The organism is Streptomyces sp. NPDC002773 (assembly GCF_040295605.1).
Taxonomy (GTDB): domain Bacteria; phylum Actinomycetota; class Actinomycetes; order Streptomycetales; family Streptomycetaceae; genus Streptomyces.
Genome location: NZ_JBEOVO010000012.1, coordinates 111,571 through 133,833 on the forward strand (window position 1 = coordinate 111,571; position 22,263 = coordinate 133,833).

Consider the following 22,263-nt stretch of genomic DNA (forward strand, 5'->3'; position numbering starts at 1 on the left):
GGCCCGTCAGCGGCCCGGAAGGACTGTGCCGTGGTGCGCCCTCACCCGACCTTGCCCGCCTCGCGGGCGCGTATCCGAAGGGAGGACCGTGACCCTCGGATTCGCTCCGCCCACAGCCACCTCGCTCAGATCTTCGTCCGAGTCCGCCAGCCGCCTCGCTCGGATACTCGAACCGGCCGAGTGGTCAGCGGCGGGGATTCCGCTGCTGCGCAATCCCCGCGAGGTCGTCAGCGGCTTGCACTCCCGTCACACGCCCACGCCCTCGATGGCCGTCCTGGCGGTTCTGGACCACGAGGAACGGCTCGCCGCCAGCGCGTCGTTCGTCCGGCGCCCCTCCCCGGCGGACGGCTGGGACTTCCGCAACGCGCTCCTCGCGCATCTGCGGCGGGTCATTCCGCACGACCTGCGCAGGCGCACGCCCGTACGGACCGCGGTCCTGCTGTACTGCCGTGACGGCGACGAGCGTTGGACGGAGGAGGACGGAGCCTGGATGTGGGGGCTCCGGGACGCCTGTACCTTGCACGGGCTCCGCTGCGGCGCGTACATCACGCTGACCCGGGCAGGCTGGCAGGTCCTCGGGGAAGGCCGGGGCGGCCGCCGTCCGAGCTCCGACTCGCTCCCGCTGCCACTCGGTGACGGGCCGGCCGAACTCGGCCGGCTCACGCCGAGAACCGCGAGCGGCGCGACCGAGCCCCTGCGCAGGGCGGCCGCGCGCTGATCGCACGGGCGACGTCGACCTCCGCCGGCCCGGTCCGGTCCGGCGGAGGGGTGGTCGGTCAGACGCCGGCGCCCGCTCCGAGGAGCGCCGAGACCCGCTGCGGGTCACCGCAGACGACGAGCAGCACGCTCGCGCGGGCCATCGCCGACGGCAGGGCCTTGGCGGCCGTCGCGTCGTCCCCGCCGTTGACGGCGACGATCACCACAGGACGGGACTTCGCCTGCTCCACCGTGGCGGCGTGCGCGAAGAACACGTCGTCACCGGCGTCCTGCTGGGCCCAGTAGGCGGCCTCGCCGAAGGACAGCTCGTGCGTCGTCCACGGATGCGGGTCGCCGGTGGTGAGGACGAGGACCTCGCCGGGCGCCCGCCCACTCTCCAGGAGCAGGTCCAGGGCCTCTTCGGCGGCGTCGAGCGCGCCGCCGACGGGGGCCGGGACCAGCTGGAGCTGCGGCGTGGATCGCTGGTCGGAACGATTCTCCGGGGTGTGCGCCGGAGACGGCCCGGCGCCGGGGTGCGGGCGCGGCGCCGGGGAAGCGGGCCTGGCCGGCCCGGGAACGGGGCGTCCGGGCCGCGGAGAGGCGGCGGAACGCGGGCCGGGTACGGGGCGGGGGGTCGACGCGGGGCGGCCGGCGGCCGCGGTGGCGCGGGGACCCTGGGCGCTCTCGTGAATCTGAGACTCCTCGGGGATGAGAGGCATGGCTGGATGTCTATCAAACGCCGCTGCGCGAGGCACCGGCGGGTGGGCACACATGTGCACCCCGGCCGTTCGGGAGGCCCCTCGACGGGGTCCCGCGACCGGAAGTTCAGAAGTCGAAGCCGAGTTGGCCCCCGCTCTCCAGCGCGGCCGCCTCGGCGGAGAGGCGGACCTTCTTGAGGTGGCGCCACCTGGGCATCGCGTCCAGGTACGCCCAGGAGAGACGGTGGTGAGGGGTGGGCCCCAGCTCCGCGAGCGCCGCTTTGTGGACCGGCGAAGGGTAGCCCGCGTTGGCGCCGAAGGCGTAGGCCGCGTACTCCTCGGCCCCGGTCTGCAGCTCTGCCATGACGGCGTCCCGGCGGACCTTGGCTATGACGGAGGCGGCGGCCACGGCGATGCAGGACTGGTCGCCCTTGATCACTGTGCGGACCTGCCAGGGGCTCCCGAGGTAGTCGTGCTTGCCGTCGAGGATCACCGCGTCGGGTCGGACCGGGAGGCCTTCGAGGGCCCGGACCGCCGCGAGCCGCAGCGCCGCGGTCATCCCGAGCTCGTCGATCTCCTGCGGAGTGGCGTCGCCCAGCGCGTACGCCGTGACCCACCGCTCCAGTTCCACGGCGAGCGCGTTCCGGCGCTTGATGGTGAGCAGTTTGGAGTCGGTGAGACCTTCGGGCGCCCTGCGCAGGCCGGTGATGGCCGCGCACACCGTGACGGGGCCGGCCCAGGCCCCGCGCCCGACCTCGTCGACTCCGGCGACGATCTTGGCGCCGGTGGTGGCTCGGAGCGATCGCTCAACGGTGTGGGTGGGTGGTTCGTACGGCATGGCGCCTGACAGGTTACGCCGCCTGGTGCCGCTCGCGATACCCGGATTCCCCTCGGGCGCCCGAGGAGAATCCGCACGGGCCCCGCGACCGTACGAGCCACGTCCGGGGAACCGTACGAGCCACGCCCGGGAAGCGGCCCCCGCCCGCGTCAGGGACGGAGCAGCGGCACCATGATCCGGTCGACCAGCTCGGCAATCTCATGGTCCGACCATTCGCTCGCGCACACCTTGGATCGGTACATCATCATGGCGGGAATGACGTCGATCACCAAGTCGTCATTCGCGTCGGCCCGCACCTCTCCCCGTGTGATTCCGCGGACCAGGACGGCCCGGAAGAGGCGGGCCGAGGGCTCGACCACCCCTGCGACGATCACGCCGTGGAACTTTTCGGCGGCCTCGGCATCGCATTCGTGAAGCACGGCACGCAGGGCGAATCCGGGCTTGGAGTACATGACGTCCCGCACGCGGCGACACAGCTCGTACAGATCGTCGCGCACGCCCCCGAGATCCGGCGCCTCGCCGAGCGCCGGCAGCCCGGCCCGGAGCGCGTCCGCGACGAGATCTTCCTTCGACGGCCAGCGCCGGTACACCGCGGCTTTGCCCGTCTGCGCGCCTACCGCGACACCCTCCATCGTCAGACCGTTCCAGCCGACACTTCCCAGCTGGTCGAGCGTGGCCTCCAGAATGGCCCGTTCGAGCACGGGGCCGCGGCGTCTCAGCGACGCCCCTTCCGGCCGGGCGGCGGCCGCGGAGCGCGAAGTAACCATCAGGATCTCTCCGTTGAGGCGATGCGTGTCGTCGGCAGCGCTCAGTGAACGGTTGCGTTCACTGAGGGGGACTCACTACCGTGGTGGACAGTGAACGGGTGCGTTCACTAATTCTTCCGTGGGGGATCCATAGTGACAACTTCTCCGGTGGACACACAGACCAAGGACGGACCTGCGCGCGCCGGAGGGCGGCCAGGGATCGCCCTGACCGTCATCGCCGCCTGCCAGCTGATGGTCGTCCTCGACGCCACCATCGTGAACATCGCGCTTCCGCACATCCAGGACGCGCTCTCCTTCTCGACCACCGACCTGTCGTGGGTGCTCAGCGCCTACACCCTGACCTTCGGCGGTCTGCTGCTGCTCGGCGGACGCGCGGGAGACATCCTGGGGCGCCGCCGGGTGTTCATGGCCGGCATCCTGCTCTTCACCTTCGCCTCACTGCTCGGAGGCTTCGCCCAGGAGCCCTGGCACCTCCTCGCCGCCCGGGCCCTGCAGGGAGTGGGCGGCGCCATCGCCTCGCCCACCTCGCTCGCGCTGATCACCACGACGTTCCCCGAAGGGCCGGAACGCAACCGGGCGTTCGGCGTGTTCGCCGCGGTCTCCGCCGGTGGCGGCGCCATCGGTCTGCTCGCCGGCGGCATGCTCACGGAGTGGCTGGACTGGCGCTGGGTCCTCTTCGTCAACGTCCCCATCGGCCTGCTGATCGCCTTCCTGACCCCGCGCTACATCGCGGAGTCCGAGCGCCACCCCGGTCGGTTCGACATCGCGGGCGCCACGACGTCGACACTCGGCATGGCCGCGCTGGTCTACGGGTTCATCCGGGCGTCCGAGAAGGGCTGGGAGGACGCGCTGACCATCGGTTCCTTCGTCTCGGCGGTCATCCTCCTCGTGGCCTTCGCGCTCGTGGAGTCACGCGCCAAGGAGCCGATCACCCCACTCCGGATGTTCGCGGACCGCAACCGCTCGGGCACGTACATCATCATGCTCAGCCTGGCGGCCGCCATGTTCGGCATGTTCTTCTTCATCGTGCTGTGGGTCCAGGGCGTGCTGGGGTACAGCCCGATCCAGTCCGGGCTCGCCTTCCTGCCGGTGACCGTCGCGATCGTCACCGGCGCGGGGCTCGCTCAGCGGCTGCTGCCGGTGCTCGGGCCCAAACCGTTCATGGTGGCCGGTTCGGCGATCACGGGTGCCGGCCTCTTCTGGCTGACGTTCATCAGCTCGGACAGCAGCTACGCGAGCGGCGTCCTCGGCCCCATGGTCCTGTTCGGCTTCGGCATGGGCCTCAACTTCGTGACCCTCACGCTCACGGCCGTCTCCGGTGTGGCCCAGCACGAGGCGGGCGCCGCGTCGGGCCTGCTGAACGCCACCCAGCAGGTGGGCGGCTCGCTCGGCCTGTCGATCCTGGTGACGGTCTTCGGTACGGCCAGCCGGGAGGAGAGCGAGAGGCAGATGCCGGGCTTCCTCAAGGCCGCGACTCCCGAGCAGCAGGCCGAGGCCCTGAAGAATCACGAGCTGCCGGCGCCCTGGGGCCACGAGGTGCTGACCTCCGGCATCTCCACGGCCTTCATGGCGGCGGTCGCGATGGTACTGATCGCGCTGGTCACAGCCGTCCTGATGATCCGGGTCCGCAAAAGCGATCTGGAAGCGCTCAGCGGCCGTGCGGAGGCCGCCGGACCGGTCGCCTGAGCACGCGGATGGCCTCCGGGCCGGTCGCCTACGCAGACCGATGCCCCCTGAGCCCTGGCTGGGGCTCAGGGGGCATCGCGCCGTTTCAGGCGGCCGTGACCGGGACCCACTCGGGAAGGGCCTCGGTCTGCCGCAGCCATTCCGCCGGCGGCGCACCGTTCGCCGCGGCCGCCACCACACCTCCGGCGATGGCGCAGGTCGTGTCGACGTCGCCGCCGACCTGCGCGGTCGTCCAGAACACCCGCTCGAAATCGCCCAGGCCACGGGCGGCCGACCACAGGGCGAACGGAACCGTGTCGTGCGCGCTCGTCCGCCGGCCGCTGCCGAGCACAGCGGCGACCGTGCCCGCGTCGCCGTAGTCGAGCATGTCGCGGGCCCGGCGCAGGCCCGCGCCGACCGCGCTGCGCGGTACGAGGGCGATGACCCCGTCGAGCAGCGCCTCGGGCGTGGGCGGTCCGGCGGGATCGGCGGCCAGCGCGGCAGCGGCGGCGACGGCCATCGCGCCCACCACGGCCTCGCGGTGCTGATGGGTCGTGTACGCGGAGATCTCGGCCTGGTGCGTGGCCTGCTCCGGGTCCTCCGCGTACCAGGCTCCGAGCGGGGCGATCCGCATCGCGGCCCCGTTGCCCCAGGAGCCCTGGCCCTGGAAGAGCGCGGCGGCCAGTTCCCGCCAGTCGCCACCCTCCCGGATCAGCCGGAGCATTCGGTTGACGGCCGGGCCGTAGCCCCGGTCGAAGTCGTGGTGCTGGGCGAAGGACAGGGCCAGGGCGTCTTGGTCGATCCGCTCGTGGCGGGCGAGGACGGCCAGGACGGAGCAGGCCATCTCGGTGTCGTCGGTCCACTGCCAGGGGCCGTCGGGCAGCTCGCGCCGCTTCAGCAGGGGGTAGTGGGCGGGTACGAAGAACTGGGAGCCCAGGGCGTCTCCCACGGACAGCCCGCGCAGGCTGGCCAGGGCGCGGTCGAAGCGCCGGTCGAATGAGGAGTCAGCGGTCATCGGTCTGCCACTCTATCCGGTAGGGCCGTACGGTTCCGGGGTACGCCAGCGTTCGAACGGCCGGTCCAGGCGGTATCTCCCGTCCTCACCGAGCAGGAGAACACGGGTCTCGCCGTTGCCCGGATTGGAGAGCGACTCGAAGTCCGCGACCGTCCAGTGGAACCAGCGCATGCAGAACAGGCGCATGGTCAGTCCATGGGTCACCAGCAGCACGTTGGGCGGATGGTCGGGTGCCTCGAAGCTGCGGTACAGGCTCTCCAGGAACGCCCCGACGCGGTCGTAGACGTCCGCCCCCGACTCCCCCTGCGCGAAACGGTAGAAGAAGTGCCCGTACGCGTCCCGGTAGGCCTTCTGGAGACGTACGTCATCCCGCTCCTGCCAGTTGCCCCAGTCCTGCTCCCGGAGGCGCGGCTCCTCCCGCACCCTGACCTTCTCCGGGGGCAGCCGGAAGGCGCTGAGGGTCTCGTGGGTGCGGCGGTACGGCGAGACGTAGACGCTGACCGCCTCCTCCCCGAAGAGCTCCCGCAGCCACTCCCCCGTCCGCTCCGCCTGCCGCAACCCGGCCGCGGTGAGCCGCAGGGCGTGGTCGGGCTCCCGCTCGTACACCGTGTCATCGGCATTGCCCTCGGACTCTCCGTGCCGTACGAGAACGATGCGCCGCGGTCGTGCCATACCCCGACCCTAGATCGCCGGTCCCGGACGGGCTCAGCCGAGGAGGGGCCCGGAGGCCATCCGGGGTAGGTGACCGGTGAGCGCCCGACCGGTGCCGTCGCCCGGCCGGTGCCGTCACTCGCGCCCGGTGCGGGCGAGGCCGGTGCGGGCGAAGCGGCCTCAGACCGTCCAGGACGGCTCGAGCTTCACCACGTCCCCGGCCAGCGCCGCCACGTCGGCCGCGGTCCCGGCCCGAAGTCCGAGCCGCTCGATGCGCTCCACCCGGTACTTTCCGTGCTCCGCGGCGGACTTCCACATCGAGAGCACCAGGAACTCACTGCCGGGCGCCTCCCCGAACAGACCCCGCAGCATGCCGGGCGATCCGGCCATCGCCGGATTCCACACCTTCTCCTGCATGAGCGCGAAGTGCTCGGCCCGGTCCTCATGGACACGGCAGTGCGCCACGCGCGCGACGTCGGCGTCGGAGAACCGCGGCTCGAACCCCGTCTTCACGTCGAAACGGTGGTCGAACAGCTTGACCTGGCTGTCCTTGAACGTGCCGACCTGCGCGGTCGCCAGACGATCGTGCGAGCGCGCCATGAACGAGTCGTAGAACGCCCGGCTCTCCCAGAACGCGAAGACGTGGGCGACGTCCGGCCGACTCCGGCTCCACCCGCCGCCCTGCCCCCGGAAGCCCGGCTCACCGAGCAGCCCCGCCCATTTCCGCTGCCCCCGCTCGAACCCTCGACGGTCCACCACGGTGCAGCGAATCCACTTGACCAGCACCGCGCCATCGTACGGGCCCGACGACCGCCCCGGCAGGCCCCTTCAGACTCCCGCCGGATGCATTCGCTCCAGACCCGCGCGCTCCTCGTCGTCCAGTTCGATCCCGAATTCGGTCCTCAGGGTCGCGATCAACTCGTCGGCACCCACGATCCGTTCCTCGCCGACGCCGTTCGTCCGCACCGCCGAGAGCGTCTCGCGCACCAGCGCCTTGCGCACCTCCGCGCCCGGCCGCTGGGCCACGACCTGGCCGAGGAAACGCGACTGCGGATGGCTGGAGCTGTAGTGGTTCATGACGATGAAGTCACCGGGGTAGAGGGCCTGCGGGGCGAAGGCGTACAGGTCGGCCCAGCCCCCCGGACGCAGGGAGCGCAGCACATGAACGCCCTCCTCCTCGACCCCGATCGCGAACGTCCAGCCGCTCTGCTCGACCCGCGCCCCGTCGCGCAGGGGCACCGGTTCCAGCGGCCCCTGCCAGCCGAAACCGACGTCGGCCAGCCACTGTTCGCCCTCGATCGTGACGACGAGAAGGGCGTGCGTGACCGGCGGCAGTACCGCGCCCCTCGACCGGTTACGGGCTCCGCGCCCGGCCACCGCGAAGCCGATCCGCTCGAGAACGGCCGCGAACAGGGAGTTCTGCTCGTAGCAGTAGCCTCCCCGGCGCCTCTCGACGAGCTTGCCCTGAAGGCTCTTCAGGTCCAGGGGCACCGGCTTCCCGAGGGCCACGTCGAGGTTCTCGAACGGTATGGCTCCGACGTGGGCCCGGTGCAGATACGTCAACGTCCGGAGATCGGCTACGAGTTCCCCGTCCCGCTCAGGCTCGTATCCGATTCGAGCCAGATATGCGTCGAGATCCAGCTCCTCACCACTCCACAAACCGCTCTCCCCCCTCAACCCTCGGTCCACTGTCGTAGCCCCATGACACCATGAGTAATCGGCTTACGACCACGGGCTTTCGAGCGGGTCGACGGTACGACGCGAGGCGTGCGCGGGGGCGTACGCGGAGAGGGGAAGCACCATGAGCGGACTCAACAAGGGAGTGGGAAAGGTCGAGGTGACGCTCAAGTGGGACCCCGCCCCGACCGGCACTCCGGCCCACGACCTGGACATCGTCGCCGGCGTCTTCGCGGCGGACGATCCGCACGGAGCGCCGGTCCACCTGGTGCACTTCGGCAGTCGCTCGCCCGACGGCACGATCACCCTCCACCGCGACAGCCGTACGGGCCAGGGATTCGGCTACGACGAGGCCATGACCCTGGAGCTGGACAGGCTGGCACCGCGGTACGCGCGCGTGGTGGTGGGCGTCGCCATACAGCAGGCCGGTGGGCGACTGGCCTTCGGCGACATAGCGAACACGGGCGTACGGGTCCGCGAGGGCTACACGGACCTGCTGGTCCATGACTTCGCGGACGTACGGGACGCTCTGTCGGCGACGGTCGTGGAGTTCACCCGCGACGGCGCCGAGGGCTGGACGTACCGCCCGCTCAGCCGCGGCTTCGACGCCGGCCCTCAGGACTTCGCCCAGCTGCTGGGCTCCGCTCGCCCCTGAAACCCCGGACACGGCGTAGGGGACCGGCCCAAGGCCGGTCCCCTACGTGAGTCGCTGGTCAGTCACCCGACCGGTCCGCGCCGGACATCACGTCCGGCGCGGACCCGTCGGATCTCAGCTGCAGCCGCTGGTCGAGCCGCAGCCCTCGCAGATGTAGCAGGAGCCGGCGCGCTGCATCTTGGTGCCGCAGGAGAAGCAGAGCGGGGCGTCGGCGCTGATGCCGAGCTGCATCTCGACGAGCTCCGCCGAGGTGTGGGCCTGCTTCGGGGCCGGGACCTCGACCTTCGGGGCCACGGGCGCGACGGCCTTCAGCTCCGGGGTGCGGGGCGCGGACTGGGCCAGGGCCTCGACGTCGACGTCGTCCTCCTCGGACTGCTCGTACGAGCCGGTGTCCAGGTGGCGCTGACGTTCCTCGGCCGAGTGAATGCCGAGGGCGGAGCGGGTCTCGAAGGGCAGGAAGTCCAGCGCCAGGCGGCGGAAGATGTAGTCGACGATCGACTGCGCCATCCGCACGTCCGGGTCGTCCGTCATGCCGGCCGGCTCGAAGCGCATGTTGGTGAACTTCGAGACGTACGTCTCGAGCGGGACGCCGTACTGCAGACCGACGGAGACGGCGATGGAGAAGGCGTCCATCATGCCGGCGAGCGTCGAACCCTGCTTGGACATCTTGAGGAAGACCTCGCCGAGACCGTCGTCCGGGTAGGAGTTGGCGGTCATGTAGCCCTCGGCGCCACCGACGGTGAAGGAGGTGGTGATCCCCGGGCGGCCCTTGGGGAGGCGCTTGCGGACCGGACGGTACTCGACGACCTTCTCGACGGCCTCGCGGATCGTCGCCTCGGACTTCGCGGTGACCTCGGCCTTCTCGGTCTCCTTCTTCTTCGCGGAGAGCGGCTGGCCGACCTTGCAGTTGTCGCGGTAGATCGCGAGCGCCTTGACGCCCATCTTCCAGGCCTCGTAGTAGACCTCCTCGACGTCCTCGACCGTGGCCGTCTCCGGCAGGTTCACGGTCTTGGAGAGGGCGCCGGAGATCCACGGCTGGATGGCGGCCATCATGCGGACGTGGCCCATCGCGGAGATGGAGCGCTCGCCCATGGCGCAGTCGAAGACCTCGTAGTGCTCGGTCTTCAGACCGGGGGCGTCGATCACATTGCCGTGCTCGGCGATGTGGGCGACGATCGCCTCGATCTGCTCCTCCTGGTAGCCCAGGCGGCGCAGGGCCTGCGGGACGGTGCCGTTGACGATCTGCATCGAGCCGCCGCCGACGAGCTTCTTGAACTTGACCAGGGCGAGGTCAGGCTCGAGGCCGGTGGTGTCGCAGGACATCGCGAGACCGATGGTGCCGGTGGGGGCGATGACCGAGGCCTGCGCGTTGCGGAAGCCGTTCTTGGCGCCGAGGCGGATCACGTCCTGCCAGGCCTCCGTCGCGGCGGCCCAGATCGGCGAGTCGAGGTCGTCCACGCGGACGGCCTTCGTGTTCTCGTCGGCGTGCTGACGCATGACGCGCTGGTGCGGCTCGGCGTTGCGGGCGTAGCCGTCGTACGCGCCGACGACAGCGGCGAGCTCGGCGGAGCGCTTGTACGAGGTGCCGGTCATCAGGGAGGTGATGGCACCGGCGAGGGCGCGGCCGCCGTCGGAGTCGTACGCGTGGCCGGTCGCCATCAGCAGGGCGCCGAGGTTGGCGTAACCGATGCCGAGCTGGCGGTAGGCGCGGGTGTTCTCACCGATCTTCTGGGTGGGGAAGTCGGCGAAGCAGATGGAGATGTCCATCGCGGTGATGACGAGCTCGACAACCTTGGCGAAGCGCTCGACGTCGAAGGACTGGTTGCCCTTGCCGTCGTCCTTGAGGAACTTCATCAGGTTCAGCGAGGCGAGGTTGCAGGACGTGTTGTCCAGGTGCATGTACTCGCTGCACGGGTTCGAGCCGTTGATCCGGCCCGACTCGGGGCAGGTGTGCCAGTGGTTGATCGTGTCGTCGTACTGGATGCCCGGGTCGGCACAGGCCCACGCGGCCTCGGCCATCTTGCGGAAGAGTGCCTTGGCGTCGACCTGCTCGATGACCTCACCGGTCATCCGGGAGGTGAGCCCGAACTTCTCGCCGGCCTCGACGGCCTTCATGAAGGCGTCGTTCACACGGACGGAGTTGTTGGCGTTCTGGTACTGGACGGACGTGATGTCGTCGCCACCCAGGTCCATGTCGAAGCCCGCGTCACGGAGGGCGCGGATCTTCTCCTCCTCCTTGACCTTGGTCTCGATGAAGTCCTCGATGTCGGGGTGGTCGACGTCGAGGATGACCATCTTGGCCGCGCGACGGGTCGCGCCGCCCGACTTGATCGTTCCTGCGGAGGCGTCGGCACCGCGCATGAAGGAGACCGGGCCGGAGGCGTTGCCGCCGGAGGAGAGCAGCTCCTTGGAGGAGCGGATGCGGGAGAGGTTCAGGCCGGCGCCGGAGCCGCCCTTGAAGATCATGCCCTCTTCCTTGTACCAGTCGAGGATGGACTCCATGGAGTCGTCGACGGACAGGATGAAGCAGGCGGAGACCTGCTGGGGCTGCGGGGTGCCGACGTTGAACCAGACCGGCGAGTTGAAGCTGAAGACCTGGTGCAGGAGGGCGTAGGCCAGCTCGTGCTCGAAGATCTCGGCGTCGGCGGGCGAGGCGAAGTAGTCGTACTCCTCGCCTGCCTTCGTGTACGTCTTCACGATCCGGTCGATGAGCTGCTTGAGACCGGTCTCGCGCTGGGGGGTGCCGACCGCCCCGCGGAAGTACTTGCTGGTGACGATGTTGACCGCGTTCACCGACCAGAAGTCGGGGAACTCGACGCCACGCTGCTCGAAGTTGACCGAGCCGTCGCGCCAGTTGGTCATGACGACGTCACGGCGCTCCCAGGCCACCTCGTCGTACGGATGCACGCCGGGGGTGGTGTGGATGCGCTCGATGCGCAGGCCCTTGCTCGTCGCCTTGGTCCCCTTGGAACGAGAACCACGTGCCGGACCGCTCGCCGTCTCTGTCATGCCGCCTCCCATATACGGGCAAAACACACTTTGGCGCCCAGATAGTCCCAGGGCACCGTCTTCTGTACGTCGTTCTGTACTGCTGCCACGAACGTCACAGGGGATCGCTCGGGGCACGTCTGCCAGGCCGCGCGGCGGCCGGCTGCCGGGCACTTCGTCCCGGACCGCCGGTCAGTCGGCGGCGGTGGCGGGAACGGGGACCCCAGGGGTCGCACCGGTCCCGCGGTTCTCAGCGGGAGGCCGCACGCGGAGTTCCGCAATGGCGGCCTCGAAGTCTTCGAGGCTGTCGAAAGCCTTGTAAACGGACGCGAAGCGCAGGTACGCGACCAGGTCGAGCTCCTGCAATGGGCCGAGGATGGCCAGACCCACGTCGTGGGTGGTCAGCTCGGCGCTGCCGGTGGCGCGCACTGCCTCCTCGACCCGCTGGCCGAGCTTGGCGAGGGCGTCCTCGGTGACCGGTCGCCCCTGGCACGCCTTGCGGACGCCGGAGATGACCTTGGTACGACTGAAGGGCTCGGTGACTCCGGAGCGCTTCACCACCATGAGCGAGCACGTCTCCACCGTCGTGAAACGACGGGAGCAGTCGGGGCACTGGCGCCGGCGTCGGATCGACGTCCCGTCGTCGGTGGTGCGACTGTCGACGACTCGGCTGTCGGGGTGCCTGCAGAAGGGGCAGTGCATTGGTTCCGACCCTCCCTCACGGCACGACTGGTGAGCCTCGCGCGGCCCGTCAAGGCCCTGCGAAGCGACCACCAGCATAGGCGATGTGAGCGCCCCCGAAGGACCGGGTACCACTACCCCTGGGTGGTCGGTGCCATACAACCACTAGATCTTGGGTTAGGGGCGCTTCGAGGCCCTCCGCGTGTCGCGGCGCGCCCCCTCCCGGGATTCGCCCCCTTCGGATGCGACACTGAAGGGGAGCACCGGGTGCCCGCGGCCCAGCGGCGAAGGCTACCGTAGCGTCCGATTCGGTCGGCGGCGCGAGTGTGCTCATACACCCGTATGCGAACAGACGTAAGGCAATCTGCGAATTTTCACTCGAACGTGTGTTTGGCGCAACCTTTCGAAAGCCACTACCGTTGTGCCAGCCAGGGAGACCATTCGAGAGGGGCCGACGACGTGACCACCACCGCAGACAGTGCCACCATCACCGCCCAGGACCGCTCCCAGGGCCGACTCGAGCCGGTGCACGCCATGAACGAAGTGAGTATGAACGGCGAGGAGCCCGGGCGACCTGCCCGCGCCCTCCCCGGGCGACCTCCAGGCATCCGCGCCGACAGCTCCGGTCTCACCGACCGGCAGCGCAGGGTCATCGAAGTCATCCGCGATTCGGTCCAGCGTCGCGGCTACCCGCCGTCGATGCGTGAGATCGGGCAGGCGGTCGGCCTCTCCAGCACCTCTTCGGTGGCGCACCAGCTCATGGCGCTGGAGCGCAAGGGTTTCCTCCGCCGCGACCCGCACCGGCCTCGGGCGTACGAGGTTCGAGGCTCCGACCAGCCGAGCACCCAGCCGACGGACACGACGGGCAAGCCCGCCGCGTCGTACGTGCCCCTGGTCGGCCGGATCGCCGCCGGTGGCCCGATCCTGGCCGAGGAGTCCGTCGAGGACGTCTTCCCCCTCCCCCGGCAGCTTGTCGGCGACGGCGAGCTGTTCGTCCTCAAGGTCGTCGGCGACTCGATGATCGAGGCCGCCATCTGTGACGGCGACTGGGTCACCGTGCGCCGCCAGCCCGTCGCGGAGAACGGCGACATCGTCGCCGCCATGCTGGACGGCGAGGCGACGGTCAAGCGCTTCAAGCGCGAGGACGGCCACGTCTGGCTGCTCCCGCACAACGCGGCGTACCAGCCGATCCCCGGCGACGAGGCCACCATCCTCGGCAAGGTCGTGGCGGTCCTGCGGCGGGTGTGACACCACCACGCCGGCTCTGACCGGGCCCCGGGACCCCCTGCGCCGGTCCCGGGGCCCTGCCGTGTCCGTCGGGACGCGGACGCACAGTCCGAGCCCCGGCGGTGGTGACCGTCAGGTACCTGCGGCCTGCGAGGCGGCGTCGATGGCCGCGAGTGACTTCCGTACCTGATTGCGGTCGGTCGTGTACCAGAAGTCCGGCAGCGAAGCCTTCAGATAGCTGCCGTACCTGGCCGTCGCAAGGCGGGGGTCGAGGACCGCCACGACACCCCGGTCGCCCGTCGCCCGCACCAGTCGGCCGGCGCCCTGGGCCATCAGCAGGGCCGCGTGGGTCGCCGCGACCGCCATGAAGCCGTTGCCACCGGCCTCCTCGACGGCCTTCTGACGGGCGCTCATCAGCGGGTCGTCCGGCCGCGGGAACGGGATCTTGTCCATGACGACCAGCTGGCAGCTGGCGCCCGGGACGTCCACGCCCTGCCAGAGCGACAGCGTCCCGAAGAGACATGTCTTCGGGTCGGCGGCGAAGTTCTTGATCAGCTCGCCCAGTGTGTCCTCGCCCTGGAGCAGGATCGGCAGCTCCGGGATCCGGGTCCGCAGCTCCTCCGCTGCCTGCTGCGCCGCGCGCATGGACGAGAACAGACCGAGGGTCCGTCCGCCGGCCGCCTGCATCAGCTCGGTCAGCTCGTCCAGCATGTCGCTGCGGTCCCCGTCGCGGGCGGGGCGGGAGAGGTGCTTCGCGACGTAGAGAATGCCCTGCTTGGGATAGTCGAACGGGGAGCCGACATCGATGCCCTTCCAGACGGGCAGGTCGTCGCCCTTGGTGCCCTCGGGAGAGAGCCCGAGAGAGGCACCGACACCGTTGAAGTCGCCGCCCAGCTTGAGCGTGGCCGAGGCCAGGACCACGGACCGCTCCGTGAACAGCTTCTCCCGCAGCAGCCCCGAGACGGACAGCGGCGCGACCCGCACCGAGGCTCCGAAGCGGTCGTGCCGCTCGTACCAGACGACGTCCCACTCCGAACCCTGCGTGATCCGCTCCGCGACACCGTGGACGCTCTCCACGGAGGCCATGGCCTGCTTGCGTACGGCGTCCTCGTCCTGCACGGACCGGTCGCGGGTGGAACCCAGGGCCGAGATCACCGCGCGGGCCGCGTCCCGCAACGCCATCAGGGCGTACGCGAGGTCTTCCGGGATCTCCTCCAGGCGCCCCGGCAGAGCCAGCTCCATGACCCGCTCGAATCCCTCGGCCGCGGTCTGGAGCTGGTCGGCGGTCTTCTCGTCGACGAGCTTCGCGGACCGGCGCACGGCACGGTTGACCTGGCCGGGAGTGAGCTCGCCCGTGGCCACCCCGGTGACCCGGGAGACCAGCTCGTGCGCCTCGTCGACGATCAGCACCTCATGCTGCGGGAGCACCGGGGCGCCCTCGATCGCATCGATGGCGAGCAGTGCGTGGTTGGTGACGACGACGTCGGCGAGCTTGGCACGCTCACGCGCCGCCTCGGCGAAGCACTCCGCCCCGTACGCGCACTTGCTCGCGCCCAGGCACTCCCGGGAGGAGACCGAGACCTGGGCCCAGGCCTTGTCGGAGACGCCCGGGGTCAGGTCGTCCCGGTCGCCGGTCTCCGTCTCGTCCGACCAGTCCCGGAGCCGCATCAGGTCCTGGCCCAGCTTGCTCGTGGGGGCCGCCGCCTCGAAGGGGTCGAAGAGGCCGTCCTCCTCGTCCTGCGGGACGCCTTCATGGAGCCGGTGCAGACACAGGTAGTTCGACCGGCCCTTGAGCATGGCGAACTGCGGGCGGCGCCGCAGCTGCGGATGCAGCGCGTCGACCGTCCGCGGAAGGTCGCGCTCGACGAGCTGGCGCTGCAGCGCCAGGGTGGCCGTGGCCACCACCACCCGCTCTCCCTGCGCCAGTGCCGGCACCAGGTAGCCGAGGGACTTGCCCGTGCCGGTGCCGGCCTGGACGAGGAGGTGGGAGTTGTCGTCGATGGCCTCGGCCACGGCCTCGGCCATGGTGACCTGGCCGGGCCGCTCCGTGCCGCCGACGGCGGTGACGGCGGCGTGGAGGAGGTCGGGGAGGGATGGCTTCGTCATAGCCCTTCCAGCCTACGGGGCGCCACTGACAGCCACGGCACGCGCGCGCCCTAGGCGAGCGGGTTGGGAACGGTCCCGTGGACGGCCGCGTGGGGTCGCTCGGGGCGGTCCCGGTAGCCGTCCAGGTGCAGACGGTTCCGGTTGAGGCAGAGCCGCCCGATCCGGGGGGTGAGGAGGTCGAAGAGCTCGAACCGTTCCTTCAGCTCGGGGAAGCGCGCCTGGTGGCGGATGATCTCCGCGCGGACGAGGGCCCAGAATTCTTCCTCGGGCACGTCGAGTTGTTCCTCGCAGAGCGGTGCCAGGTAGCGGAAGACTCCGACGAAGAGCCCCGAATGGATGAACTGGACGAGGAAGTCGGGCTCTTCGGTCAGAAGGACGGCGCGGACGTCGTCCGGCAGCGTGTCGTGCTCGGGAAGCGGCTGGGCGCTGATGTTCACGTCGTCGACGAAGTCCTTGATCGCCAGACGTACGGGAACGTCCTCGCCGTCGTAGACGACGATGGCGTTCTCGCCGTGCGGGGAGAAGACCGTGCCGTATCGGTAGAGGAAGTGCAGCAGTGGCGGCAGCAGGGCCGCGAAGAGGTGCTGGAGCCAGACGGCGGGGGCGAGTCCGGAGCGTTCGACGAGTTCCGCGACGAACGCCCGTCCTTCGGGGTCCGTGTGGAGCAGGGAGGCCAGCGTGCGGGCGCGCTCGCCCGGGGGCAGCCGGAGCGGTTCGCGCCAGATCGCGCCGAGGAGTTCCTTGTACTGGTACGGGACTTCCGGCAGCCGGTCGTACAGAGGGTGCTCGACCGTGACGGAGGCGACCTCGCCGAGAAGGACCACTCCGCACTCGTCCCGCAGGAACGGATCGGTGTCGCGCACGCCGTGGACCCAGGCGGTGACGGCCGGCGCGGCGAGGGTCCGTTCGGTGGGCAGGCCGCGCCAGACGAGGGTGTTGAGCACCGACAGCGGAAGTTTGACGGTGTGCCGGTCGGGGCGGCTGGTGTTGAGGAAGGTGCGGACCGACTGCTGGGGAAGCCGCAGGTCGCGGTCGGCTCCGAGCGGGACGACGGTCCCGGCGGCGACGGCGGGGGCGTAGAGGGGAAGCAGGATCTCGTCCCACTGCCAGGGGTGGACGGGCAGCAGGAGGTAGTCGTCGGGTTGGTGGCCGCGGGCGGTCAGCTCGGCGCGGAAGGCGGCGTGGACCTCGGGGTCGAGCTCCTGGGTGTAGAGGCGGTCGGGGGTGTCTAGGCCGGTCACGCCTCGGTAGGCGGCGATGCGGTTGCTGACGGCGATCCAGGGCAGCCGGGTGGCGCGTCGGGCCTCGGGGGCCCAGCGGGCGGCGTCGGTGGCGGAGAAGCCGATGCGCCCCTTGTTGAGGACGAGCCAGGGGTGGCCGGTCTGGTGGCCCTCGAGTTCCGCGTAGGAGAGGTCGGCGAGGCGGGCGGCGGAGAGCGCCGTGTGGTCGAGGCGGGCGTCGGCGGCGAGGGTGGCGGAGAGCTCGCGGATGAGATGTCCGAGAGTGGCGCCGTCGAGCCGGAGGAGTCGGCGGGCGCGGATCAGGAAGTCGAGAGGGTCGGTCATGGGCCGGCCCTCGTGGGTGAGGGAGCCGGGGGCGATGTACCAGCTGCCGTAGGCGCCGCGGCGGGCGCGGAAGGCGAGGGCGGAACCGTCGTCGAGCCGCAGGGCATGGGTGCCGGGTGCGCCGTCGGCCGCGGGCACGGGTTCGACGATCTCCTCGTAGGCGAACTCGGCGAGGGCCTTGGTGAGGAGGCGGGTCGAGGCCCGGGTCCAGGCGGCGGCGTTCAGCTCGGGGGGCGCGAGCAGCTCGGGTGCGGGCGCCGGTCCGTCCGTGGGGGACGGGGAGGGCGCTGTGGGCTGAGCGGAGTCGTGGGGTGCAGGGGACGTCGACACGAGGACTCCTCGGGGTGGGAACCGCTGTGGGCCGAGCGGTGTATAGAAGACAGAGGGTTGTTCACAGAACGTGACGGAGGGCGCGGTCACGCATCATGAGCGCCGCTCGTTTGTCGGGGAGGTCGACTTCCGCCGCATAGCGGAAGCCGCCGCCGAGGAAGGCCGAGACGGAGGGGGTGTTACGGATGTCGGGTTCGGCGACGACGCGTGTGCATCGGGGACGGTGGTCGAGGACGAGATCGGCGACGGCGCGCAGAAGGGTGGTGCCCACGCCGCGGCCCCGGTCGGCGACGCCTCCGATCAGCAGATGGATACCGGTGTCGTGGGGGCGCGCCGGGTAGTGCCGGGCGAGCGGGTCGAGGTCGGCGCGGTAGATCTCGAAGTAGCTCATGGGCGTGGCGTCGAGCACGCCGAGGCAGGGGACGCTGCGGCCGTCGCCTTCGATCTGGGCGCGGAGGTGCTCGGCGGTCACGGTCTCGGGTCCGGCGAGTTCCCAGAAGGCGGAGACGGCGGGGTCGTTCATCCATCGGGTGAGGAGCGGTAGGTCCCTGTCGAGTCGTACGGGGACGAGCCGGAAGGTGCCGACGGGGGTGTCGGCCGGTTTCCAGGAGGCGATGGAGTCCAGCAGGTCGCCGTCGAGGACCTCGGCCTCGAGGTGACCGCCTTCGAGGAGGGCGACGAGGTCGTCGAGCCTCAGGTCGAGGGTGTCGTCGCCGGGCGGGTCTGCCGGTGGGCGGGTGGGTGACACGGTGTCGCTCTCCTCTCGGCGGTGCGGTCGGGGCGGTGGTCCTCGGTGGGCGGGCTCAGGGACGGAGGGGGTTGGTGACGGTGACGTAGACGGACTGGGTGTCGACGGGTCCGACGAGTTCGTCCAGGCCGTGGAGCCGGGTGAGGAGGTTGGCCTTGCTGCGCAGGGTCGCTGCTTCCAGGAGTCGGTGCGGCAGGGGTGAGCCCAGGCTGGTGGCGGAGGTGAGGAAGCTGCGGAGGGCGGCGAGCAGGACGCGTTCGTCGGCGAGGTGCTGGGCGCCGAATGCGCCGATCAGACCGAGGACGTTGTTGATGCCGAGGTAGTAGGCGAAGCGCTCGTCGGTCACCTGGTCGGAGACGAAGGTGTCGCTGTCGGCGCCGATGCCGGGGAGACGGCTCTCCAGCTCTCCCCGGTGGGACTCGCGGAAGTAGTAGCCCTGATTGTCGCGGTAGCGGCCGCCGACGGGCCAGCCGTCGGGGTCGAGGAGTACCAGGGTGTTCTGCTGGTGGGCTTCCAGGGCGATGCCGGCGTGACCGTCGAGCCAGAGGATGGGGCGGACGACGTGGTCGAGGTAGCGGAGGAACCACTCGGCGGAGACGGCCGTGAGGGGGCGGCCGGTGCGGGCGGCGAGCCGGCCGATGACGTCGGCGAGGCGGGAGCGCACCGTGATGGCCCCGGGCCAGGGGCGGGGGGTGGTGAGGGAGGCGATGCAGACGGCGTCGTCGCCGGGCCCGAAGGGGTTGTGGCGGATCATGACGTCGAGTCCGGGGACGGGGGTGCCGTCCGGGGCGTCGACGGCGAGCCAGGCGGGGTCGCGGACGATGTCGAAGCCCGGGTAGGCGGCCTGCCACTCGTCGACGAGGCCGGTGCGGAGCAGTCGGTGGACCTCGACGCCCCGGTGGAGTTCCTTGCGGAGGTTCTCACGGCGGGAGTTGGTGATCCGCAGGCCGAGGGAGAGCTTCAGCATGGCCCGTGCGCCGGGGCGGTGCACGGTACGGACGGAGGAGGTGGGGTGCCAGGGGCTGCCGTGGACACCGAGGTCGTGCAGAAGCCCGGCGTCGAGGAGGGCGTGGATGTCGGGACGGTGCAGCAGTTCGCGTGCCTGCCAGGGGTGCAGGGGCAGCGGTGCGGTGCGGGCGGGGAGCGTCAGCCCTTCGGCGAGGCCGGTGGCGAGTTGCTCCGCGGTGACGGGACGGCCCTGTTCGGTCCAGGCGGAGTCCGAGGCCAGGACGAAGGGGTCGACGGCGAACCAGTGGAGCGGGAAGGAGCCTCGCAGTTCGGGTGAGTAGAGCCGGGCCTCGGCGTCGGAGAGGCCTTCGCGGCTCTTGGGAGTGGGGTGGAGGGGGTGGCCGAGCAACAGGGATTGTTCGGCGGCGAGGAAGAGGTCGGCGTCCGGGTGCGGCTGGGGCCGGTGGCGGCTCTCGGTGAGGAAGTCTGCGGTGCGGCGGGCGGAGTCGGCGACCCTGCCGACGAGTTCGGTGCCCTCGGGGCGGCCGGTCTCCCGGCTGAGCAGGGCCGCCACGGTCACGGCGTCGACGGTCGGAGCCGTGGCCGGGAGTCCTTCGAGGGAGGGGGCGCCGAAGCGGTGCCAGCCGGTGGGCGACCAGTAGCGGACGGGGACGAGAAGGGCGGTGCCGCTGGCGTCGAGGGCGATGCGCAGGGTGGTGGAACCGGGAGCGGGGAGGTTCTTCTCCCGCACCCAGCAGCGGAGGAGGTTCTCGATGGCGGCCGTGTCGGCGGCGCGCTGCGGGTCCGGGTCGTCCAGGGGGTCGGCGCCGGTGACCGGGCGGTGCGGCCGGGAGTCGTGCGGACCGGTGTGCTGGCGCGGGACGGTGGGGTCGGCGCCACCGGACCCGTGGGTGCCGGGGTTGTGGGTGCCTGGCCTGTGGGTGCCGGATGCGTCGGTGCCGGACCCGTCCGTGCCAGACCCGTCCGTGCCAGACCCGTCCGTGTTGGGCGGGGTGCCGGGTTCCTGGGGGGCGTGTGCGTCGGGGGGCAGGGGGGTGTCGCGTGCCTCAGGGGGGAGGGGGGCCTGGGGGGCGAGTTCCTGGACGGTGCGGGGGGCCTCGGTCTCGGGCGCCGGGGAGGGGGGCGTGGCGTTCACGGGGGCTTCCTTGGGGTGGGGCCGGGGGCGGTCCGGGTCAGTGGGACGGCCCGGGGGCGGTCCGGGGGGCCGTGGCCCGGCGGACGGCGGGCAGTTGGGGGGTGTGGGCCCGTTCGGCCGCGGCCAGGGCGTCGGCGAACCGGTCCAGGACGGCGGTGGCCTGCTCGTCGGTGAGGGTGAGCGGAGGCAGGAGCCGGACCACCGCGGAGTGGCGGCCGCCGAGTTCGACGATGAGCCCGCGGACGAGGCACTCCTGCTGGACGGCGAGGGCCAGAGCGGGGGCGGCGGGCGGCACGGAGTCGTCGGGGCCCGCCGCGTCGGGGTCGACGAGTTCGACGCCGATCATCAGGCCCCGGCCACGGACGTCGCCGACGCAGGGGTGGGCGGCGGCGAGGCCCCGTAGCCGGCCGAGGATACGGGCACCGAGGATGCCGGCCCGCTCGGCGAGCTTGTTCTCGCGGACGTACGCGAGGGTGGCCGTCCCCGCGGCCATGGCGAGCTGGTTGCCGCGGAAGGTGCCCGCGTGGGCACCGGGTTCCCAGGCGTCGAGCTCGGATCTGTAGACGATGACGGCGAGAGGCAGGGAGCCGCCGATGGCCTTGGAGAGGACCATCACGTCGGGGACGACGCCGCTGTGTTCGACGGCCCAGAAGGCGCCGGTGCGGCCGACGCCGGTCTGGACCTCGTCGACGACGAGCGGGATGGAGCGGTCGGCGGTGATCCGGCGCATCCGGCGCAGCCAGTCGTCGGGCGCGGGAATGACCCCGCCTTCACCCTGGACGGCCTCGACGATCATTCCGGCGGGGGCGGGGACACCGCTCTTGGGGTCGTCGAGGAGGCTCTCGGTCCAACGGGCGGCCAGTTGGGCGCCGCGGGCGCCGCCGACACCGAAGGGGCAGCGGTACTGCTGGGGGTAGGGCAGCCGGGTGACGCTGACGTCGGTCGCTCCGCCCGAGGCGGCGAGGGCACCGGCCGTCATGCCGTGGTAGGCGCCGGTGAAGGCGAGCAGGCCGCTGCGGCTGGTGGCGGTGCGGACGAGCTTGAGGGCCGCCTCGACGGCGTCCGTGCCCGCGGGGCCGCAGAACTGAACGCGGGCGTTGTCGGCGAGGTCACCCGGGAGGGTGGTGAACAGCTCGGAGGTGAAGGCGTCCTTCACCGGGGTGGCCAGGTCGAGCACGTGCAGCGGGGCGCCCGAGTCGAGGACCTTCTTGATGGCTTCCAGGACGACGGGGTGGTTGTGCCCGAGGGCGAGGGTCCCGGCGCCGGAGAGACAGTCGAGATAGCGGCGGCCGTCGGCGCCCTCGATGGTCAGCCCCCGGGCCCGTACCGGCACGATGGGCAGGGAGCGGGCGTAGGTGCGGGCCGCGGACTCGCGCAGGGACTGCCGGCGCAGGATTGCTTCGTACCCGCCCCTGCCCTGGTCCGGAACTCCGTGGTCCGGAACTCCGTGGTCCGGGGTGCCTCGGACCATCGGGTCGTACGCCCTGGTGCCCGGCGCTCCGGTGCCAGGCTCCCCGAGGCCCGGCGCTCCGGTGCCGCTCGCTCCAGTGCCGGGCGCCCCGGGTGGTGCGTCGGCGGGCCCGTCGGGTGTTCGGGGCTGGGTCCGCGCGGCCGGTGGGGCGGCCGGAGCTGATTCGGTCACGGCCACGGCTCGGTGTCCTCCCGCTGTAACGGTTGCGTTGCACATCGGGGCGTCGTGGAGCCGCCGCAAGGGCCGCCCTCGGCACCACCGTTGTGTCCCCCGTACGTACCAACGACGCGAACTGCCGGGGATCACGGGCCGGAGGCAAGAACTTGGCGTGTCCCGGATCACGGGACGGCAACGGCCGAACGATGACCGGAACCGCCGACC

General features: G+C 71.2%; 18 protein-coding genes. 4 read left to right on the forward strand and 14 right to left on the reverse strand.

Going from position 1 to position 22,263, the window contains the following annotated elements; all coding sequences use genetic code 11:
* The first annotated feature begins 88 nt into the window (after positions 1-88).
* Positions 89-718, forward strand: coding sequence for a hypothetical protein (locus ABT034_RS17170; protein WP_351215882.1), 630 nt, complete (start codon positions 89-91; stop codon positions 716-718).
* 58 nt (positions 719-776) lie between these two features.
* Here ABT034_RS17170 and ABT034_RS17175 read toward each other — a convergent pair whose 3' ends face one another.
* The 3 genes from ABT034_RS17175 to ABT034_RS17185 all read right to left on the reverse strand — a co-directional run bounded on the left by ABT034_RS17175 (position 777) and on the right by ABT034_RS17185 (position 2,999).
* Positions 777-1,415 carry a hypothetical protein gene (locus tag ABT034_RS17175; protein ID WP_351215884.1) on the reverse strand — a complete coding sequence of 213 codons (639 nt, stop codon included), beginning with the start codon at positions 1,413-1,415 and terminating at the stop codon, positions 777-779.
* 106 nt (positions 1,416-1,521) lie between these two features.
* Positions 1,522-2,232, reverse strand: coding sequence for a ribonuclease HII (rnhB, locus tag ABT034_RS17180; protein WP_351215886.1), 711 nt, complete (start codon positions 2,230-2,232; stop codon positions 1,522-1,524).
* A gap of 149 nt (positions 2,233-2,381) precedes the next feature.
* The gene (locus tag ABT034_RS17185; protein WP_351215888.1) at positions 2,382-2,999 is read right to left on the reverse strand and encodes a TetR/AcrR family transcriptional regulator; all 618 of its coding nucleotides are present in this window, start codon (positions 2,997-2,999) and stop codon (positions 2,382-2,384) included.
* Positions 3,000-3,131: 132 nt separating this feature from the next.
* Here ABT034_RS17185 and ABT034_RS17190 point away from each other — a divergent pair, with 132 nt between their 5' ends.
* Entirely contained in the window at positions 3,132-4,685 is a 1,554-nt protein-coding gene (locus ABT034_RS17190) for an MFS transporter (RefSeq protein ID WP_351215890.1), read from the forward strand.
* Positions 4,686-4,770: 85 nt separating this feature from the next.
* On the opposite strand, the gene ABT034_RS17195 is transcribed toward ABT034_RS17190, so the two are convergent.
* The 4 genes from ABT034_RS17195 to ABT034_RS17210 form a co-directional block, all read right to left on the reverse strand.
* Positions 4,771-5,679 (reverse strand): ADP-ribosylglycohydrolase family protein, encoded by a 909-nt coding sequence (locus tag ABT034_RS17195; protein WP_351215892.1) that lies wholly within the window; start codon positions 5,677-5,679, stop codon positions 4,771-4,773.
* Positions 5,680-5,691: 12 nt separating this feature from the next.
* Positions 5,692-6,351: a histidine phosphatase family protein gene (locus tag ABT034_RS17200; RefSeq protein WP_351215894.1), complete on the reverse strand. Its 660-nt coding sequence runs from the start codon at positions 6,349-6,351 to the stop codon at positions 5,692-5,694.
* A gap of 159 nt (positions 6,352-6,510) precedes the next feature.
* A complete protein-coding gene (locus ABT034_RS17205; protein ID WP_351215896.1) occupies positions 6,511-7,116 on the reverse strand; it encodes a YdbC family protein in 606 nt (201 codons plus the stop codon).
* A gap of 42 nt (positions 7,117-7,158) precedes the next feature.
* The gene (locus ABT034_RS17210) at positions 7,159-7,893 is read right to left on the reverse strand and encodes an arylamine N-acetyltransferase family protein (protein ID WP_351215898.1); all 735 of its coding nucleotides are present in this window, start codon (positions 7,891-7,893) and stop codon (positions 7,159-7,161) included.
* Between the two features lie 238 nt (positions 7,894-8,131).
* Between ABT034_RS17210 and ABT034_RS17215 the strand changes: the two genes are divergently transcribed.
* The gene (locus tag ABT034_RS17215) at positions 8,132-8,662 is read left to right on the forward strand and encodes a TerD family protein (RefSeq protein WP_351215900.1); all 531 of its coding nucleotides are present in this window, start codon (positions 8,132-8,134) and stop codon (positions 8,660-8,662) included.
* A gap of 114 nt (positions 8,663-8,776) precedes the next feature.
* Here the strand turns inward: ABT034_RS17215 and ABT034_RS17220 are convergent, their stop codons facing one another.
* Both ABT034_RS17220 and nrdR read right to left on the reverse strand, forming a co-directional pair.
* Positions 8,777-11,671 carry a vitamin B12-dependent ribonucleotide reductase gene (locus tag ABT034_RS17220; RefSeq protein ID WP_351215902.1) on the reverse strand — a complete coding sequence of 965 codons (2,895 nt, stop codon included), beginning with the start codon at positions 11,669-11,671 and terminating at the stop codon, positions 8,777-8,779.
* 171 nt (positions 11,672-11,842) lie between these two features.
* Positions 11,843-12,352 (reverse strand): transcriptional regulator NrdR, encoded by a 510-nt coding sequence (gene nrdR / locus ABT034_RS17225; protein WP_351215904.1) that lies wholly within the window; start codon positions 12,350-12,352, stop codon positions 11,843-11,845.
* Between the two features lie 438 nt (positions 12,353-12,790).
* Here nrdR and lexA point away from each other — a divergent pair, with 438 nt between their 5' ends.
* Positions 12,791-13,579: a transcriptional repressor LexA gene (gene lexA, locus ABT034_RS17230; protein WP_073819697.1), complete on the forward strand. Its 789-nt coding sequence runs from the start codon at positions 12,791-12,793 to the stop codon at positions 13,577-13,579.
* A gap of 111 nt (positions 13,580-13,690) precedes the next feature.
* Here lexA and ABT034_RS17235 read toward each other — a convergent pair whose 3' ends face one another.
* From ABT034_RS17235 to ABT034_RS17255, 5 genes are all read right to left on the reverse strand, one after another.
* A complete protein-coding gene (locus tag ABT034_RS17235) occupies positions 13,691-15,664 on the reverse strand; it encodes an ATP-dependent DNA helicase (RefSeq protein WP_351215907.1) in 1,974 nt (657 codons plus the stop codon).
* A 50-nt stretch (positions 15,665-15,714) separates the two neighbouring features.
* Positions 15,715-17,559: an IucA/IucC family protein gene (locus ABT034_RS17240; RefSeq protein ID WP_502972960.1), complete on the reverse strand. Its 1,845-nt coding sequence runs from the start codon at positions 17,557-17,559 to the stop codon at positions 15,715-15,717.
* A gap of 61 nt (positions 17,560-17,620) precedes the next feature.
* Complete coding sequence (locus tag ABT034_RS17245; protein WP_351215909.1) at positions 17,621-18,307, reverse strand: GNAT family N-acetyltransferase; 687 nt, start codon at positions 18,305-18,307, stop codon at positions 17,621-17,623.
* A gap of 55 nt (positions 18,308-18,362) precedes the next feature.
* Positions 18,363-20,411, reverse strand: a complete 2,049-nt coding sequence (locus ABT034_RS17250; RefSeq protein ID WP_351215911.1) for an IucA/IucC family protein — start codon at positions 20,409-20,411, stop codon at positions 18,363-18,365.
* Between the two features lie 37 nt (positions 20,412-20,448).
* Entirely contained in the window at positions 20,449-21,882 is a 1,434-nt protein-coding gene (locus ABT034_RS17255; RefSeq protein ID WP_351215913.1) for a diaminobutyrate--2-oxoglutarate transaminase family protein, read from the reverse strand.
* Positions 21,883-22,263: the final 381 nt, after the last annotated feature.